We start from the raw sequence: 16940 nt of genomic DNA, 5'->3' as shown, positions 1-16940 counted from the left end.
TACAGCAGTCCTTCTTTGGATAAGGTACACCTTGCACCCTCTGCCTTACCTCATCCACAAGCCACATGTCACCTGATGACAGCTCTGTGTTGCCGCCGCCAGCTAAAAGCTTTTCAGCTCTCTAAGAGCTTGAAGAAGTTAGTAATCTCAGTGGTCGATGTTTGCTACTCAGTGCAATTCGGCTCTACGTGCTTTTACCCTATATCTTGCCTGCTAAATGTGTCAGTTGCTTCAGGTTGATTAATAAAACTGTTTGTCCCACAGTATCAATCTTAATCCAGCCCTTACTATCCAGCTTTTCCATAATTTTGGCTGTTTCTTCTACGCCAATATCAGTGACGTCTGCTAGATCTTTAAACGGAATATTAAAGACCTCAATGCCATGCTGCACTTCTTGCCCGTAATTTTCCCCTAGAGAAACCAGGGTATTTGCTAGCTTGACAGCGGGTGGTTGATGACGCAACTGAAAGCGGAGATTAGTCTGTCGCAAACGTCGCACCATTAATTGCAACATCCGATGGTGCAGTTGCGGATCTTTGAATAAGGTTTGAATAAACCGCTGTGCTGAAATGCTAATGAGCCTGACTGCCGAAAGAGCAATAACATCAGTCGAGCGCGGTGATTCATCCAAAATCGCCATTTCGCCGAAAAAGTCTCCCCGTCCCAATACAGCTAAGGTCACAACATCTTCACCCGAACCAGACAAACGCCGCACCTTAACCCAACCAGAGACAATAAAGTAGACGGCATTGCCCCACGCATCTTCCATTAACACTGCCCGGTTCGCAGGGTACTCGTGTTCGACAGCAACTGACAGCAACCACTCCAGAGTTTCTGGGTTAGCTGCCATTAAAAGGGGGAAGAGTTCACTAAACGCTTCGATCTGCATGAAAATCTGTAGAATTCTGTGGGATAGAGCTGAGGCTGAACAGCGATCGCAAGAGTACAGGAGACAATGACTGCCATTAATCTATACTCACACCATCATGGCAGGGTTTCTGACGCTTGTTAGAGGGAGAATTTACGGATTCTTGGGCTGGGCGCTTAATCTTATACCGTATGTCAAAGATAGTAGCAAGCTTTGAACCGCACTTGTGTGCTATTGATGTGTCAGTATGCAAAGGCAATGAAACACAGGTGGTTTTCGATCACAGTGAACGCCACAAACATACTAACTACCTCTGGTCATGCGCCTGCTTTCGTTTTTTGCCTAAAGCGCTGTCCCTATAGTGAGGCATTAGCTTGTTTATGTATGCGCTCCGTAAGAACTGAAACAGTTGAGCCACGACGTTAAGCGTTGCATCACCATTCGCTATACTTCCCAAGCGGCAATAGTCATAGGGGCACGCTTAGTCATAGGTGAGACGGGCGTTGTCCCTTTGCACCTATGGTTGTGAGTTTTGAGCAACCGCTTCGACCGCTGCTTTAAGTTTTGGTCGCAATAATTCAACATACTGAGACCAACCTACTAAAATCGGTTGTGTGTGCGCCAACGTCTCTCCATGCACATCATCAGGTGAGAAACCGAGCGATCGACCGTCCAAGTCGCAGCAGACGAGTCCAGCCGCTTTTGCTAGGGCTAAGGGACCTGCCGTATCCCACAACTTGACCCGACCATTAAAGTAGAGGTAGAGACCTGCTCGTCCTAAAACGACGTCGACCACCTTTAAGCCAAAGCTGCCAAGCGAGTAAAATTGAGCCTCTGGAATCAACTGAGCGATCGCACTACCAAACTGCGCCTGATCGCGATGACCAATCAGCACAGGGCAAAACCCAGTCGTTGGTGGCGCAGGTTCAGTCGCTATTAAAGTCTCCGGCTGTGCATCGGCTGTTGCCTGAAACAATCCCCAGCCTGGTCCACCATAATAAAGCTGGTCATAAGCAGGTGCATAAAGCCAACCTGCGATCGGCTGCTGGTCTTGCAGTAATCCCACCATGACAGCATAATCGCGCTTGCGGTGAATGAAATCTTCTGTGCCGTCGATCGGGTCAATGCACCACAATCGCCTGTAGCCAGCATGAAACTTTTGGCGCGACTGTGCATCCTCTTCAGTAATTACCCCGTCTTCAGGAAACATCGTGGCGAATGCCGCTGCCAGTTTTTGATCCAGCGCCGCGTCAATGCTGGTAACGTAATCCTCCGGTCCCTTCTCAAAAACCTCAAACGGACTGGCAGCCATTTGCTTTGCATATTGACCGCAGCTACGCAACAAATGCCTGATCGATCGATCGAGATCGGGAGAAATTGGGTTCATAGCAAACGTACTGCGATTAAAAACAAACTCTAGCCTGCCAATGGCTACAAAACAACACTTTTACTTTCATCTTAAGCTCGATCGCTTTAGTGTAGCGATCGCTAAAAAACTCTAGATATTAGGATTAAGAAAAAGCGCCAACAAAAAACGGGCTAACCAGGGAAGGGTTAACCCGCTAGTTTGGGAACGCGAAAAAGAACTACTTTTGTAGTACCAGTTTGACGTTTGCGTTTTGCAGACCAGGACGCTTGACTTCAGAAAGAGTCTTGTTCACAGCATACTTTTGGTTGATCGAATTGATCAGCTCAGTCTGGTTATGCTTCTTAGCAACACCCCAGAGGTCAGCAATCAGGTCAAACGAACCGTCGGTGTTGCGAGACCAGCCCAGATCATATTCGCCTTCTAGAATGGCAACGATGTCTGAACGAACCCGCTGACCATTGTAGCCACGAACATCAGCATCTGTTTTCACAGAAATACCTAGATCACGGAGAGAAGCCTTCAGGATTTCGGCATCAGTAATCTTGGTACGCAGAGTGCTAAAATGAGACATTTGAGTTTCCTCCTGTGGGGATTTGAGAACAACGTTTGATGGTCAGGAAGCTAACAGCGATCGCTCTTAGCTGTTTGTGGGTCAACTGCTAGCAAAGTGCTAGCCTTTCCTCCTGTTGGGAGCAGGAGAAAGCTTTTAGGACTCAAGTCGCTGATACTCAGCCACTGAGAACGCCGCAGGTCGCGCGCGCTGCCTTGCCCAATCTCTGAGGGCAGTTACCTGTTCGGTCATTGTTTTAGAAAGCGGCAACGTTGACTTGATAGCGGCAATAATGTCCAGTTGAGTAAATTCTCGATCCTGGGCAAAGGCTTCGTACATTGCTGCTACCAGTGCTTGTTCAATTTCAGCACCTGAGAAACCGTCGCACACATTCGCTAACTGGTCTAAATCAAACCGTGTAATCTCGCGCCGACGCTTAGAGAGATGAATCTGAAAAATCTCTTTCCGCTCTTCACTATTCGGCAAGTCAACAAAAAAGATTTCATCGAATCTTCCTTTCCGCAAAAACTCTCCGGGCAAACGCTCCACACGGTTAGCAGTTGCCATCACAAATACAGGAGACGTTTTTTCTTGCATCCAAGTGAGGAAAGAGCCAAAAATCCGGCTAGATGTACCACCATCAGAATCTGCTGAACCGGATGTGCCAGCGAACGCTTTATCCATCTCATCAATGAACAAGATAGCGGGGGAAATCGACTCTGCTGTCTTCAAAGCACCACGTAGATTCGCTTCAGACCGACCTACCATAGAGCCATCATAGACACGTCCCATATCAAGGCGTAGCAAGGGCAAACCCCAAAGGCGTGAGGTTGTTTTGGCTATCAGTGATTTACCACAACCTGGTACACCTAGAATTAGCATCCCTTTTGGCTGAGGCAAGCCATACTCTCTAGCACGCTCTGTAAACGCATTGGAACGCTGCTTTAACCAACGCTTGAGTTCTTCTAAGCCGCCGACAGAATCGATCGTTTCGTCTTCTTCAACGTACTCCAGAATACCGTTGCGTCGAATTAGCTGCTTCTTCTCAGAGAGAACAACGTCAACTTCTTCCTCTGTCAGGCGACCAGCAGTAACCTGAGCTTTACGATAAACCTTTTCTGCTTCATCGCGCGTCAGCCCTAAGGCTGCTTTTAACAACTTCTCACGCGCTTCAGTCGTAATACGTCTAGTGCGAACTTGCTCAAGCTGCTGCGAAAGAACGTGGTTAAGTTCTCCCATATTTGGCATTGGAAAATCCAAAACCGCTACTTCTTTTTCTAGCTCAATGGGAATCTCTTGTACTGGCGACATCAAAATAATCGTTTTTTGAGTGCCTTTGAAGCTAGAGATTGCATCTCTCAACCAACGTATAACAGGAGCCGAATAAAATGGATGAAGATCCTTGAAAACAAAAATCCCTGGCTCTTTCTGCCGAGTTACCCACTCAATAGCAGCCTCAGGCGAAACTGTATTGTGCTGAGTCACATTACGAGGCTGACCGTACTCAACAATGCCGTGCGTTACAGTCCAGACAAAGACCCGGCGCTGAGGTTTATTCTGGGAAACCGCCACAATGGTCTGTTCAGCCCTTTCTTCCTCTGATGTCACCATATAGATGAGAGGATACTGAGCCTGTATCAGAATACTGAGTTCTTCCTGCATAGCATCGACCCATGAGAGACAGTGCAACCGCCTAGATTAAAGAAACCTTTACGTCTGACCCTAAAACCTACTTATAAGCAACATTCAGAACGCAAGCTTTTCACTAAAACACCCGCCTGGAACTAGCAGGGAACCAAACTTCCTTCACCTTGAGCTTCAGCACTAACAGAGCTAGCACCCTTAACCCGTACAGATGGAATCTTTTCCTCAACTAAGGCACCAGATTGAGCGCGTAGAGAAACCAATTCACCATCTTTCAAAATGGAAGGAGAGGAACATTCATTACACGTATAGATCTGATAAGCCTTTCCGTGCGCTGCACCTTCATAACCGTCAACTAGCTCACTATGAGACAAGTAGAACGCGATGGCGCGTTGAGCGATATCCGTCATTGTCTCAGAATCAAGTGCTGCCCGAATCTTGATTTGACGGTGCAGCTCTGGCGGGAGATATAACGTAACTTTCTGCTTGTCTTGCATAGAACTCTCAGTTGTGTACCCGGGTATGTAATGAAGAATATCGACTGAATAGCTTGCTGTCAAGACACCATGCCGTCATGACGGCAACATCGTTACATCTAGTTACAATTGTCTGGTGTTGGCATAGCGTATTACTAGCAGATGTAAGGACAGTAAAACCTAATGTAGGCAGTGCTTTTAGTGCTTTAGTTTTTGAAGATGGACTTTTAAGGCTAAGCAACTAACACTTGAATCTAGAGCATGTACCAATTAAGCCAGATAGCGGTGGCCGCCAGAGAAACTGCCTCTAGAAAACTCTTTGAGTGCTTGTCATAGGAGATCCGCCTAGTAACGACATAGCACCGTATTGACAAGCAGCCGTTTGTTCTTGACGTTGGCTCCTATATCACCTTCGCCCCTAGGCAGTAAGTCTGTCTTTAGTTCATTTCCATTGCTCATTTCGTAGAGCGTATCGTCGTGGTGTCAGCTATTCTGCTTGAGTGTATCTGTACCTCTGTTTTATCTAGATTCAGGGCACGTTCTAGAACAGCGTTAGCACAACGAAGAACCAAGAATGAAAGCACCTGCCAACGTCGCAATCTGTTAAAGCAGCAAAATCATGCCCCTATAGAAAAAATTCGACTTTATTCAATTTGTCTCCCTTGCATTTGTCGCGTTCAAAGGAAAACTGCACTTCATGTCTGGCTACTTCCCGCTTGAGGTAGAGCGGATGTTTGGGTTGTCCTAGCTTCGTGGTGCCCAAACAATAAATCGGCTGATTACTCAGCAGCGCCATCACACAGCGATCGCGCCCTTGCAAGCGACCACCATTCCCCCAGGCTAGAATTATTTGGTCTACTCGCTGCCCCAGGTCTGCTAGGTAGCGATCGTTCTCAGCCCCAATCGGATGGGCAACACAGCGTAGCTCTGTTGGATAAGCCGTACAGTAAGCAAAAAGATTCACGACTTCTAGCGCACCAAACCCCCACGCTTGCGCAAAGCCCAGACAGCGCCGAATGGTCGGATCGTCAACAACTGCATCTGCCTGACTGGGGTTCAGCATCACAAAGCCAACTTTTGCCGCTCTTGTATCCCACGATCGCCAAAGCAAATAGCGATAGTATCCAGTGGCGTCAAAGGCCGCGCCAGATTGCATAGGGGGTAAGGGGCACTGGGAAGCAAGGGGTGCTGGGGAAGGAAGGGAAGTCTAAGGAAGGCTAGCGTTTAATTAACTGCCCTTCTGCCCTTTGCCTTGCCTCACTTCGCCAATTCGGTCGTCACTTCATTCACCTGACGGCGTTTAAGGACAGTGCTCTCCGATCGTGGCAGTAGGTCAAACAATTCGCGCAACTTCGCATCGATCGTCTCAAACGGAACAATACCGTTTTCGTTCAGCACGACCTTACCAGAAGCATCAAAGAGCACGACTTGCGGCACCACGCCTGCGTAGTAGTAACCTGGCTCTGTATTTGTATAAGAGGGCTTTGAAGGAATCGAATCAACTCGAATTGGCAACAAATCCGCTGCCTTGCCATAAAAGGCTTGTAGTTGAGAAATCACTGCCGTGTATGCCTTACAGTCCTTGCTATCATCAACGTAGAAATATAGCAACGCAGGACGATCGCGCTTTAATGCCTCTGCTAGCGTAAACTTCGGCGGTACCAGCGACCCATTACCCGCATAGAGCGTAAAAATTTCCCCATCGTAGCGGTCATCCGTCAACCCTGCTAGCGCTGGTGGCATACTTAGCACCCCTAGTCCAATAACCATAGCTAGGCACAGCCATAAACCACGCTGAAACGTCCTTCGTCCCCAATCAGCACATGCACCCGCGATCGGCAACTCTAACCAGCGCAACTGCAAAACTCTCATAAACCCGAATACTTTCGTAACGTCTCCCTTCTCATTCTCTAGCAATCGAGGACAGAAGCAAAGGCAAAAGCAGAGGACAGAAGGCAAGAAGTAAAAGTAGCAAAACGCTAGCCTTCCCCAAACGTCCCTTACTCCTCCTGCCCCTGCCTCTTAACCCCTTACCCTAAAGCAAAGTTGTAGCGAGTTTAGGTTAGCCTGTGATAGAACTGTATGTAAGTAGCAACGCCTACAATTATCAGCTTGAGCTGAAAAAGCTTGAGTAGCAGCAAAATCTGGCGCGATGTAGGTAGCTAGGTTGTATCAGTGAGTCGAGAGCGTCCAGTATGCAAAACAATGTAGCAGCGGAAAAACCAATTCGATCGCTTGAAGATGCCCTCGATCGCTGTCAGGCGTTAGGCATGAGGTTGAGCCGTCAACGACGATTCATTCTTGAGTTGTTATGGCAAGAAGAAGAGCATTTAGCTGCGAGAGAAATTTATAATCGCCTTAACCGTCAGGGCAAAGAAATCGGTCATACATCAGTTTACCAAAACCTTGAAGCGCTCTCTGAGCAAGGCATTATCGAGTGCGTTGAGCGTTCTGATGGCAGACTGTATGGCAACATTAGCGATTCTCATAGCCACGTCAATTGTCTAGACACCAACCAAATTTTGGACGTTCACATTGAGCTGCCAGAAGCAATTTTGCAACAGATTGAGCAGCAGACAGGCGTTCGCATTACTGACTACCACATTGATTTCTACGGTTATCGCAAGCCTCAAGATCAGTAGAAATTTAAGTATTGAGGCGCTCCCGTCGGAACACCTCAATTTTATTTAACGAACCCCCAGGTATCGTTAGGCAACCAGGTATCGCTGCACGACAGCCACCAATGTTTCAGTCCAGTACGTTACGAGATCGGCAGTAGCAGCCTCTACCATGACGCGAATAAGGGGTTCTGTGCCTGAAGCCCGCACCAGAACACGTCCTCGATCGCCCATATCGGCTTCTGCTTGAGCGATCGCCTGTTGCAGTGGATCGCAGTTTTGCCAGTGCAGCCGACGATCGCGGTCTTCTACCCGCACATTTTGCAGCCGTTGAGGATAAGTTTGAAAGCTCTGATCAACCAGCGTCGTTAACGAAACACCCGACTGCTGCACCAGCGAGGCTAGATGGAGTGCTGTTAGCAAACCATCACCGCTCACACCATAATGGCTACAGAGAATGTGACCTGACTGTTCACCACCTAGCACCGAGCCGTGGCGCAACATTTCAGCATGGACGTATTGATCGCCAACCGCAGCACGAATCAGCGTACCACCCTGTTTTTCCCAAGCACGTTCAAAGCCCAGGTTGGACATAACAGTTGCAACGATCGTATTGCCAGGTAGCTGCTCTGACTGCCGCAGGGTTTGCCCCCAGAGGTAAAGAATGTAATCACCATCCACCATGCGACCGCTAGCATCCACTGCCAAAACGCGATCGGCATCGCCATCAAAGGCAAACCCCATATCGGCATTATGCGTTTTCACAGCCGCCTGAAGTGCCCCTAAATGCGTTGAACCACAGTTCACATTGATACGACTACCATCTGGCTGGTCATGGAGGCAAATGACTGATGCACCAAGTGAGCGAAACGCCTCTGGTGCCAGATGCACAGCTGCGCCCCACGCCAGATCCAGGACAATACGCATTCCTTGCAGTGGCAATGCTGCTTTTGATAGAGGCTGCTGAATAGCAATGAGATAATCGTTGAGCAACTCTGAGCGATAATAATGCTGCCCATAGCGACCGTTATCGTTGATCGCTAGAGTGCTTTTACCACGTAAAGCTGCCTCAATTTGCTCTTGAAGTGCTAGCGCTAGCTTGCTGCCGTTAGAGCCAAAAAACTTGATGCCATTATCGTCTGGTGGATTATGGCTGGCAGAAACCATCACACCACCGATCGCCTCAGACGCATTGGTCAGATACGCAACGCCTGGAGTTGGGCACAAACCCAAATTCCATACATCCAAACCCGCTGCGTTTAACCCGGCTGAGAGTGCCATCGCCAGCATATTGCCAGACTGACGTGAATCCTGCCCAATCACGACCGGACCCAGTGCCGCTGCTTGCGATCGCCCTGTGGTGCCCATCTGTGACCGCAAAATATGTCCTGCCCAAAACCCAATCTGTAAGGCCAGCGGCGCGGTAAGTAAATCCCCAGCGCGTCCACGAATGCCATCGGTACCAAACAGGCGACTGGTCGGTAGGTTTAACCCGCCCCAACCTGTGTTAGCAGTTGCCAGATTAGCCGTTTCTTTACTAACTAATGGCGGTGCTATAAAGGACGATCGCCCCAATTCTGTCGATCGTAGAGACGACGCAATGCCGATATCATCAGACTCTTGCGTCCTGACTGGAGATTGAACCATACACTGAAGAACCCCACACAACACACTCATTGTGGAGGATAACACTTTCTTTAGAAAACCGACGCTGGACAGAACCAGTAAGTTAAGCGTCTTCTCTATACGCCCGCTGCCTCAAGGACTGGTTGTATGGTTTCCCAGGTTAGCCCCTGCTGGATGTAGCGCGGTTCATTAGGGTCATAGGGACTATGGAGCCGGTCGATCGCTTGGATGATGGCATGATCGGGCAGCACTGGCAGATCAGGATCAAACGCAGTTGATCGTACTAGAGAGCTAGAGAAACCCCGAAAGATAGCAACCTGATCAACGACACCATCTACTTCAGCCATCACAAGCAGCACTTCTTGCGGACGCTTTTCGGTGTAGCGTTCCAAGCGAGTTCCTGCTGTCTGCGTCAAATCAACCATGACATCTATTGCCCTGTCGCCGATCGACCCTGCCGACCTAAGCGAACGACCACAAAGTAGCCCAAATAGAGCACATAAACTGCCAATGCCACCAATGCTAAAAAGCCCAGAAAAAACGGCTTTGTTGTAGCATGGATGGCTTCTCTAAGCGCCCAAGGTGGCTCAAGCCAGAGACGGCAAAACGGATCTCCTAACAGCGTATTGGCACCCAAAAAGGCACAGCGTAGAACTGGTATTTGAGCCAGCGCACCTAAGCCGCAATAAATCGAGACCGCCCAGCGCCAGGATGTAAAAGCCAGTTTTAAGCGACTAGACGGCTGCTCTGAAATTTCTTCGTTCAAATCTGCCCAAAACCAGAGCGATACCGGAATCAAAAGCCGTGCCAGCCAGCCAGTTACAAAGCCAACAGGCAACGCCCCAATCAATAAATAGACCGTAATGGCTAGCAAGCTCGAAACACGCCAGTAAATAGCCAGAAGGCTCTGCATCGCTTCTGCTTTGGCAATAAATGTCCATAGCAGCAGTGCCAGCGGGAACAACACTGTGAAAAGAAGCGCCAATCGGTAGTCTGTCCAGACAAGGGATGGCAACCAGGAAGGAAACGGCATAAGAATACGGTCAACGGCAAAGACAATAACCAGTAAACATGAAAATTGACGAGTAGCCTCAACGCCAACTAGGCATTCTGGGTACTCGTCAAGATTCGCGCATCCAGTATACCTAAGGGCTACAGGAGGCGGGAGATAGGAACTTCAAGCTAACGGGCTTTAGTCCTCGTAAATCCGACATTCAGCCGCTTCAGGATTGTCGTCGCAGTAGATCTCAAGGGAGTTTTTCTTTGGTTTAGCTTGCCGTTGGTGAGCCGCTTCAGATTGCAGTTCTTCGACGGCATCCCAGGCTGCGGCACACTCAGGCGAGTTGCTGCCGCTAACATCACAAGCAGCACGGGCTTGCTTCAACTCATCTTCAATTTTTTCTTGAATATCACTCATGGATTCTTCGCTGGTAATAATTCTCATCGAGTATTGGGGCAACGCAGATAAATTACTGCTTCGTAAGTTACGGTTGCCGTCCCAAACATCAGCACTTTGTCGATCGCCCGATCAATGTATGCTTACATCCATCGCTTTAGCCGTTTCTGCCTGGGTGAAGCAGAAAGCGATCGCACTTCAGTAAAGCTTGCCTCATCGCTAACGATTTTGGCTAACCTCAAAGAAGAGGCTAATTAGGCTATGCTCTACCTTTACTTATCGTAACGCTAACTCCACCTTACCAGATCCATTGATCGCCATGGCGAAGCTTGAGAATTGTTGAGGTGGTTCTAAGAATTGCTCGTAATCGTTGAGACGATCGAAACATTTCCAGCTACGCTGAGAATCATCCTTTGCCTCAAGGGGGAACGCATGACAGGAGGAGACAGCGCGAATGCAATGCAGTGGGTCAGCACCTTATCAACTCGTCCGTCTTTAGAAGCCGCTGTTGATGACGTGGTGCAAAAAGCACAAGCGCTACTAAACAATGCACCCACTGTTGGCTTTGTTTTTATTGCCGCTGCGTTTGCCAGTGAATATTCTCGGTTGCTGCCGCTGCTACGGGAGCGGTTGCCAGACATTCCACTAATTGGGTGTGGTGGTAATGGAGTCGTAGGGTCAAAGGGCACAGAGCAGCCCCAGGAAGTAGAAGATGAACCCGCGATCGCGCTCACCTTGGCAACCTTGCCAGACGTTAATGTGCGATCGTTTCATATCACAGTAGAACAGTTGCCAGACTTAGACAGTGCGCCTGATGCCTGGGTGAAGCTGATCGATGTACCCATCGACGAGCAACCCCAGTTTGTTTTGCTGGCTGATCAGTCATTTCCTAAAATTAACGACCTCCTGCAAGGACTTGATTTTGCGTACCCTGGCTCAGTGAAGGTAGGCGGCGTTGCCAGTGCAGCCACCCCAAACGGCAGTAGCGGCTTATTTTGTAATGCTCATCTACATCGTGATGGAGTCGTTGGCATTGCGCTCAGCGGCAACGTTGTCCTGGAGACGATCGTCGCGCAGGGTTGCCGACCGATTGGGCAACCGTATTGGGTAACAGAAGGTGAGCGAAACATTCTGCTAGGGTTGGAAGAACAGGCAGATACTAGCCCAGTACCTCATGGTGGCGGTGCGCTAGTGTCACAAAAACGTACGCCGCTGGAGGTCTTGCAGGATCTTATTCAAACGCTGGACGCAGATGACCAGATGCTGGCGCAGAATTCGCTGTTTGTTGGTGTAGCGCAGAATGAATTCAAGCAAGATCTGGAACAGGGAGACTTTTTGATTCGGTATTTGCTCGGTGTCGACCCAAGAGTGGGCGCGATCGCGATCGGCGATCGTATCCGCCCCGGTCAACGCATTCAGTTTCATCTGCGCGATGCCCAGACCTCTGCCGAAGATCTGGAAATGCTGCTAGAACGTTACCAACAGACTAAACCAGCCTCTGCGATCGGAGCGCTTATGTTTGCTTGTGTCGGACGAGGCAATCGGCTGTACGACGAACCCAATTTTGACTCCCAGCTTTTTAGCCGCTACTTACCGGATGTGCCCCTCAGTGGCTTCTTTTGCAGTGGTGAAATTGGTCCCGTTGGTGACAGTACGTTTTTGCATGGGTTTACGTCTGTCTTCGGTATCGTACGCCAGCCATAAGCGTAGCGTTTGAGTGTAAGTGCTAAGTCTGTATGAGCCTTCAGCAGTCAGCGATCAGCTAAAGATCCATCAACTTTAGGACAGCAATAGCGTGGCGTTGTTATCGATGCACTGCGGCTGACCGTTAGCGTCGATCGCGCTAAACCGCTCAAAGTAGCGACGAGCGGATGCGGGAAACGTAGGGAAAGCAAACCTTGCATCACCATTGGCGAGATCTGCCCAAAAGGAGTGTAGATGGGGAGCTAACTCCGCTGCTTCTGCCTGAGACAGCTTTAACGGGGGCTGCATCAAAAGTTGAAGCATGAACGGCTGGGAGCGCTCGCCCATGAAATCGCGCGACGTTTGCTGTAACGTTCCCCAACCGGGTACTGATTCAACCCGTCCAGAGGCAATGTGCAGTGATCGCTGCCCACGATCGTCCGTTCGCAACTCCAGTACACGATAGGGATGCGGATAGCTCACTAGCGATCCCGTCGTGATGTCATAAACGCCCTTAGAGCAGGCAATATCCTGCACGTGCAAATGCCCTGTAAACACGAGCTGTACGTTTGCTTCTCGCAGCATTTTTAACAATGTCGGCGCATTGTCTAACATATAGCGCTGCCCTATTGGGTTCCGCGACTGCCCCGGCAAATGCTCCACAACATTATGGTGAATCATCACTAGAATCAAATCATCCTGATGCTCTGCTAAAACGGTTTGCAGCCAGCTTAGTTGTGCATCATCCAGGCAGCCAAGCTGTTTACCATGACGATCGAACTGATTAGAATTCAATCCAATCAACCGTACTCCTGGCAGCAGTTGGCAGGTGTAATAAAGTTGCCCTGGATTGTCATAGCCGTACGAACGGTAGTAATGTGGAAAGTCCGCCAGCCCGATCGCGTTACCATCAGATTCCAACGTCGGTACATCATGATTACCAGGCACCACATACGTTGGGTAGGGCAGTTGTGCTAATCGTTCTGCCAGCCAGGTATGGTTTGCTGGTTCGCCATGCTGGGTCAAATCACCTGGCAGCAACAGGAAATCTAGCTTGAGAGTGCTTAGGCGATCGAGAATGTTTTCTAAAACAGGAATGCTCACTTCAACCAAGTGAAAGCGGCTGGGATGATTCCAAATGGTGTGGGGTAGAGCGATATGCAGATCGCTAATGACGGCGAAGCGAAAATTAAGACTCATACGATCGATCCTAAGCGATGTGCGAAGCAATCAGCTAGAAGGGAAAGGCTAAAGGGGAAAGGCTAAAGGCTAAAGTTAGAAAGCTATCATCAGTGTTGACTAAAACGTATCCCCTTTCACCCTTCTACCCCTTCACCTTTTTACCCTCCACCCTTCATCCCTTATCCTTTCTCTAAGAGGCTCTTCTCACTTGTCTATTGTCCGAGTGCGCGAACACGTTAATCCGCTTAGCAAAAAATATCAGACTCCCATCAACCCACCGGATTGGAGCCATCTTTATCATGACCTCCATCGCCCACTTTACTTAGATATTGGTTGTGGCAAGGGTCGGTTCCTGCTGCAAATGGCACAAGTGCAGCCAGAGTGGAATTTCTTAGGGCTAGAAATTCGGGAGCCACTGGTAGAGCAAGCTAATGGCTGGAAAGCGGAGTTGGGCTTGACTAATTTGCACTATTTATTTTGCAACGCCAACAACTCCCTGCGACCGCTACTGAGGTCATTACCTGTTGGACGGCTTCAGCAGGCGACCATCCAGTTTCCCGATCCGTGGTTTAAGCGCAAACACCAAAAGCGCCGCGTGGTACAGCCAGACTTAATTGAGGCGCTAGCAGAAGCAATAACGCTTGGTGGCAAGGTCTTTATCCAGTCTGATGTCGAAGAAGTCGCGGTGGAGATGCGCGATCGCTTCGCTGCCCATCCTGCCTTCGTTTGCGAACATTATGACTGGCTAGACTCCAATCCCCTCCCCATTCCCACCGAACGTGAAACGTCAACGATGGAACGGGGAGAAGCTGTGTATCGATCACTGTTTATCAAAAAATGAGTTGAGGTTGCCACCCTTCCACCCCTTCATCCCTTATACCCACGACGGTAGCCACATCCGTTGTTGAAAGCCTTCGGTCGAGAGGGGTAGCCCTAAATAAATGGGTAGCCAGAAGATGAATGCCAGTACGATCGCTACGATCGTCAGCACGCCCATCGTGCGGAGCTTTGACTTGCTGCTGTGGAGCCAGCGATCGACTAACCAAGCGATCGCCATCGACGCAAATACCGATGCGCCCATGTAGTGATACAAAAACGTGCAGCGCGTGACTTTAACCCAGGGCAACAGATTGGCAGCGTAGTTGATGCCCAGAAAAAGCGCGAGCCAGAATTCAGTTGCGTTTAAAGGAGGTCGGCGAGTAGACGGCTGTCCTTCAACATACGACGGTTTCTCAAGCTGAGGCGGCGACAGCCAGTGGAGAAGCTGCTGCACCAGGACGACGAAGACAAGGATGACCGCCAGTGTCGATAGCCACCAAAGTATGGGGTTGCCGATCGCGTGGACATCGTAAATTACGGTGTTGCCTGCTGGTACAGCCGGATCGGTGGACAACAGCGGACCACCCTGCGCCTCCACTTTGTAGTAATACGCTAACGGACGCAGCATCAAAATCCACGTATACCACTCAGCGCAGTAAGGATGCACTTGCGTACCACTGCCTACCCGCTCGTGGTAGTTCAGTATTTGCTTTTGCAAATCCAAAAAACCGACGGCTGTGTTGAATTTCAGATGAGGAATCCAGATCAGGTAATAAAACGTGGCTGGCACAATGCCCAAATTCAACGCGATTTGCCACGGTGCTAACTGAGCCAACCGTTGTAACGGACTTTGTACTGTGTGATCGTTTTGCCCAGGTTCCGCCCCACTAGACAAAAGCAGACCAGGGTGATGAGAGAAACGAGACTGAAGCCAACGGAGCAACCAGGCAGACACCCATAGCCCGTAGGCACCAAAGAGAAACCATAGTCCATTCCACTTGATCGAGGCTGAAGCTCCAAAAAATACTCCAGAGGCAATTAAGTAGAGACTACGCTGAATTGATCGCACCTCTAACGCTAGCAAAAGACACCACAAGCCCAGCAGCCCAAAGATGACCAGGTAAACGTTATTGAGTGCATAGCGTGATTCCACCAGAAACAAGCCATCTAATGCGGCAAATAGCCCAGCAAGGAAGGCATAGCTGCGGCGATGGCTCAACTGATACGCAATGCCTGCCACCACCAGCGGAATAAACGCACCCGTCAGCGCATTTAGCCAACGATAGCTCCATGTGCTGTAGGGCGCACCCGCAAGACTGTTGACGGTATCACGCCCGATCGACATCTGATTACCAAGCCAGATACCGATCGCAATTAAATATTTACTAAGCGGTGGATGCCCATCAAAAAACGGTGTTTGGGTCAGGTAGTTGTGGGCAAATTTGACATAATAAACTTCGTCAAAGACCAAACTGTTAAACCGCCCCAAGCCCCAAAAGCGTAGAGCAAGAGACAGCACCAGTAACCCCACCATACCCGGCGCAAACCAGGAGGCAGACCCACCCGATGTTTTCTTTAACAAGGTCATAACTCACGTTCAGCCTACTGTATGCGTTCCTACTTTCGCATGGGGACGTGCATCAGCCATAGCCCTTAAGTGGCAAAGTTAAGCCGTCGCCCCTCCTACTGCTTGCATCGATCGCAGCTCCTGTAGAATGAATCAGACTTGCTGGGTGAGCGATCGCTAAACCGAGACTGCCATAACCACACAACGGTTAGACACCATCGACCATCGCCTTGAAATCATCACCGAGCATCGGTCGGCTCACCGAAAGCACAACCGCATCTAGAGCCGACATGGCAGAAATCAAGAAGATGGTTAGAGAACAGTCTAAAACGAGCCAGCAACAGCCTAACAGGTAGCACGGCTGTCTCAGTGAAACTCTTTGCACTCCCTTTTTTCTAGCTTATGAACCCTACAGCCGTTGTGTTACTTTCAGGCGGGCTTGACTCTGCAACGGTGGCAGCGCAGGCGATCGCCGATGGCAACACGGTGATTGCTTTATCCTTCAACTACGGTCAGAGTCACGCTCGTGAACTCCTTGCTGCCAAGCAGATAGCCGCGCATCTAGGTATCCAAGACCATTTTATTATGGACGTTAACCTAGCGAAGTGGGGCGGTTCAGCACTGACTGATACAGCAGTAGCAATGCCCTTAAATGGCGTGCAGTCCAATGTTATTCCTGTTACCTATGTGCCGGGGCGCAATACTGTGTTTATTGCGATCGCGCTTTCGCTGGCAGAAGCCAAAAATGCTGTTGCTATCTATCTGGGCATCAACGCTGTAGATTACTCTGGTTATCCCGATTGCCGTCCCGACTATTTAGAGGCATATCAGCAGCTTGCAAGGCTCTCATCTAAAGCAGGACTCGAAGGCAACGCGCCTACCCTTGTCGCGCCGCTAGTAAACGATAGTAAGGCAGATATTGTGAGACGGGCTGTGCAACTGGGAGTGCCGATCGCCCAAACTTGGTCGTGCTATCAGGGGGATACAGTACCATGCGGCTTGTGTGATTCGTGTCGCATTCGCGATCGTGCCCTTATCGAAGCAGGGTTCGCTGATCTAGCCACACTGATCGGTAAACAACTTTACAGCGCCTGCTTTGAACCTTAGCCTGACCGATCTCCGACTGTGAAGTAGCCGGAGAT

18 protein-coding genes are annotated in these 16940 nt (G+C 49.6%); 5 read left to right on the top strand and 13 right to left on the bottom strand.

The window, feature by feature from the left end:
- Window positions 1-199: 199 nt before the first annotated feature.
- From H6F86_RS19950 to H6F86_RS19920, 7 genes are all read right to left on the bottom strand, one after another.
- Entirely contained in the window at window positions 200-889 is a 690-nt protein-coding gene (locus tag H6F86_RS19950) for a Crp/Fnr family transcriptional regulator (RefSeq protein WP_190450443.1), read from the bottom strand.
- A 496-nt stretch (window positions 890-1385) separates the two neighbouring features.
- Entirely contained in the window at window positions 1386-2255 is an 870-nt protein-coding gene (locus tag H6F86_RS19945; protein ID WP_190450442.1) for an inositol monophosphatase family protein, read from the bottom strand.
- Window positions 2256-2454: 199 nt separating this feature from the next.
- Window positions 2455-2808, bottom strand: a complete 354-nt coding sequence (locus H6F86_RS19940; RefSeq protein WP_106254971.1) for a DUF1257 domain-containing protein — start codon at window positions 2806-2808, stop codon at window positions 2455-2457.
- 135 nt (window positions 2809-2943) lie between these two features.
- Complete coding sequence (locus H6F86_RS19935; protein ID WP_190450441.1) at window positions 2944-4449, bottom strand: AAA family ATPase; 1506 nt, start codon at window positions 4447-4449, stop codon at window positions 2944-2946.
- Between the two features lie 122 nt (window positions 4450-4571).
- Window positions 4572-4928, bottom strand: coding sequence for a hypothetical protein (locus tag H6F86_RS19930; protein WP_190450440.1), 357 nt, complete (start codon window positions 4926-4928; stop codon window positions 4572-4574).
- A gap of 604 nt (window positions 4929-5532) precedes the next feature.
- A complete protein-coding gene (locus H6F86_RS19925; protein ID WP_190450439.1) occupies window positions 5533-6063 on the bottom strand; it encodes a DUF1643 domain-containing protein in 531 nt (176 codons plus the stop codon).
- Window positions 6064-6164: 101 nt separating this feature from the next.
- Entirely contained in the window at window positions 6165-6779 is a 615-nt protein-coding gene (locus tag H6F86_RS19920; protein ID WP_190450438.1) for a thylakoid membrane photosystem I accumulation factor, read from the bottom strand.
- A 323-nt stretch (window positions 6780-7102) separates the two neighbouring features.
- Between H6F86_RS19920 and H6F86_RS19915 the strand changes: the two genes are divergently transcribed.
- Window positions 7103-7549 carry a Fur family transcriptional regulator gene (locus H6F86_RS19915; protein WP_190450437.1) on the top strand — a complete coding sequence of 149 codons (447 nt, stop codon included), beginning with the start codon at window positions 7103-7105 and terminating at the stop codon, window positions 7547-7549.
- A 66-nt stretch (window positions 7550-7615) separates the two neighbouring features.
- Here the strand turns inward: H6F86_RS19915 and glmM are convergent, their stop codons facing one another.
- The 4 genes from glmM to H6F86_RS19895 form a co-directional block, all read right to left on the bottom strand.
- Window positions 7616-9172: a phosphoglucosamine mutase gene (gene glmM, locus H6F86_RS19910; RefSeq protein WP_190450436.1), complete on the bottom strand. Its 1557-nt coding sequence runs from the start codon at window positions 9170-9172 to the stop codon at window positions 7616-7618.
- Between the two features lie 95 nt (window positions 9173-9267).
- A complete protein-coding gene (locus H6F86_RS19905) occupies window positions 9268-9576 on the bottom strand; it encodes a hypothetical protein (protein WP_190450435.1) in 309 nt (102 codons plus the stop codon).
- Window positions 9577-9581: 5 nt separating this feature from the next.
- Window positions 9582-10184 carry a DUF3177 family protein gene (locus H6F86_RS19900; protein ID WP_190450434.1) on the bottom strand — a complete coding sequence of 201 codons (603 nt, stop codon included), beginning with the start codon at window positions 10182-10184 and terminating at the stop codon, window positions 9582-9584.
- Window positions 10185-10343: 159 nt separating this feature from the next.
- Window positions 10344-10568, bottom strand: coding sequence for a Calvin cycle protein CP12 (locus H6F86_RS19895; RefSeq protein WP_190450433.1), 225 nt, complete (start codon window positions 10566-10568; stop codon window positions 10344-10346).
- Between H6F86_RS19895 and H6F86_RS19890 the strand changes: the two genes are divergently transcribed.
- Both H6F86_RS19890 and H6F86_RS19885 read left to right on the top strand, forming a co-directional pair.
- Window positions 10567-10752 carry a hypothetical protein gene (locus H6F86_RS19890; RefSeq protein WP_190450432.1) on the top strand — a complete coding sequence of 62 codons (186 nt, stop codon included), beginning with the start codon at window positions 10567-10569 and terminating at the stop codon, window positions 10750-10752. The genes H6F86_RS19895 and H6F86_RS19890 overlap by 2 nt on opposite strands.
- Window positions 10753-11006: 254 nt before the next feature.
- Window positions 11007-12251 (top strand): FIST N-terminal domain-containing protein, encoded by a 1245-nt coding sequence (locus H6F86_RS19885; RefSeq protein WP_190451046.1) that lies wholly within the window; start codon window positions 11007-11009, stop codon window positions 12249-12251.
- A gap of 75 nt (window positions 12252-12326) precedes the next feature.
- Here the strand turns inward: H6F86_RS19885 and H6F86_RS19880 are convergent, their stop codons facing one another.
- Window positions 12327-13430, bottom strand: a complete 1104-nt coding sequence (locus H6F86_RS19880) for a metallophosphoesterase (RefSeq protein ID WP_190450431.1) — start codon at window positions 13428-13430, stop codon at window positions 12327-12329.
- Window positions 13431-13620: 190 nt separating this feature from the next.
- Here H6F86_RS19880 and trmB point away from each other — a divergent pair, with 190 nt between their 5' ends.
- The gene (trmB, locus tag H6F86_RS19875) at window positions 13621-14253 is read left to right on the top strand and encodes a tRNA (guanosine(46)-N7)-methyltransferase TrmB (RefSeq protein ID WP_190450430.1); all 633 of its coding nucleotides are present in this window, start codon (window positions 13621-13623) and stop codon (window positions 14251-14253) included.
- A 33-nt stretch (window positions 14254-14286) separates the two neighbouring features.
- Here trmB and H6F86_RS19870 read toward each other — a convergent pair whose 3' ends face one another.
- Window positions 14287-15819 carry a phospholipid carrier-dependent glycosyltransferase gene (locus H6F86_RS19870; RefSeq protein ID WP_190450429.1) on the bottom strand — a complete coding sequence of 511 codons (1533 nt, stop codon included), beginning with the start codon at window positions 15817-15819 and terminating at the stop codon, window positions 14287-14289.
- 381 nt (window positions 15820-16200) lie between these two features.
- Between H6F86_RS19870 and queC the strand changes: the two genes are divergently transcribed.
- On the top strand, window positions 16201-16905 hold the full coding sequence (queC, locus tag H6F86_RS19865) for a 7-cyano-7-deazaguanine synthase QueC (protein WP_190450428.1): 705 nt from the start codon (window positions 16201-16203) through the stop codon (window positions 16903-16905).
- The last annotated feature ends 35 nt before the right edge of the window (window positions 16906-16940 follow it).

The organism is Phormidium sp. FACHB-592 (assembly GCF_014695795.1).
GTDB lineage: Bacteria > Cyanobacteriota > Cyanobacteriia > Leptolyngbyales > Leptolyngbyaceae > Stenomitos.
The sequence above is the reverse complement of the archived record's forward strand: the minus strand, read 5'-3'. Positions and strand labels throughout refer to the sequence as shown.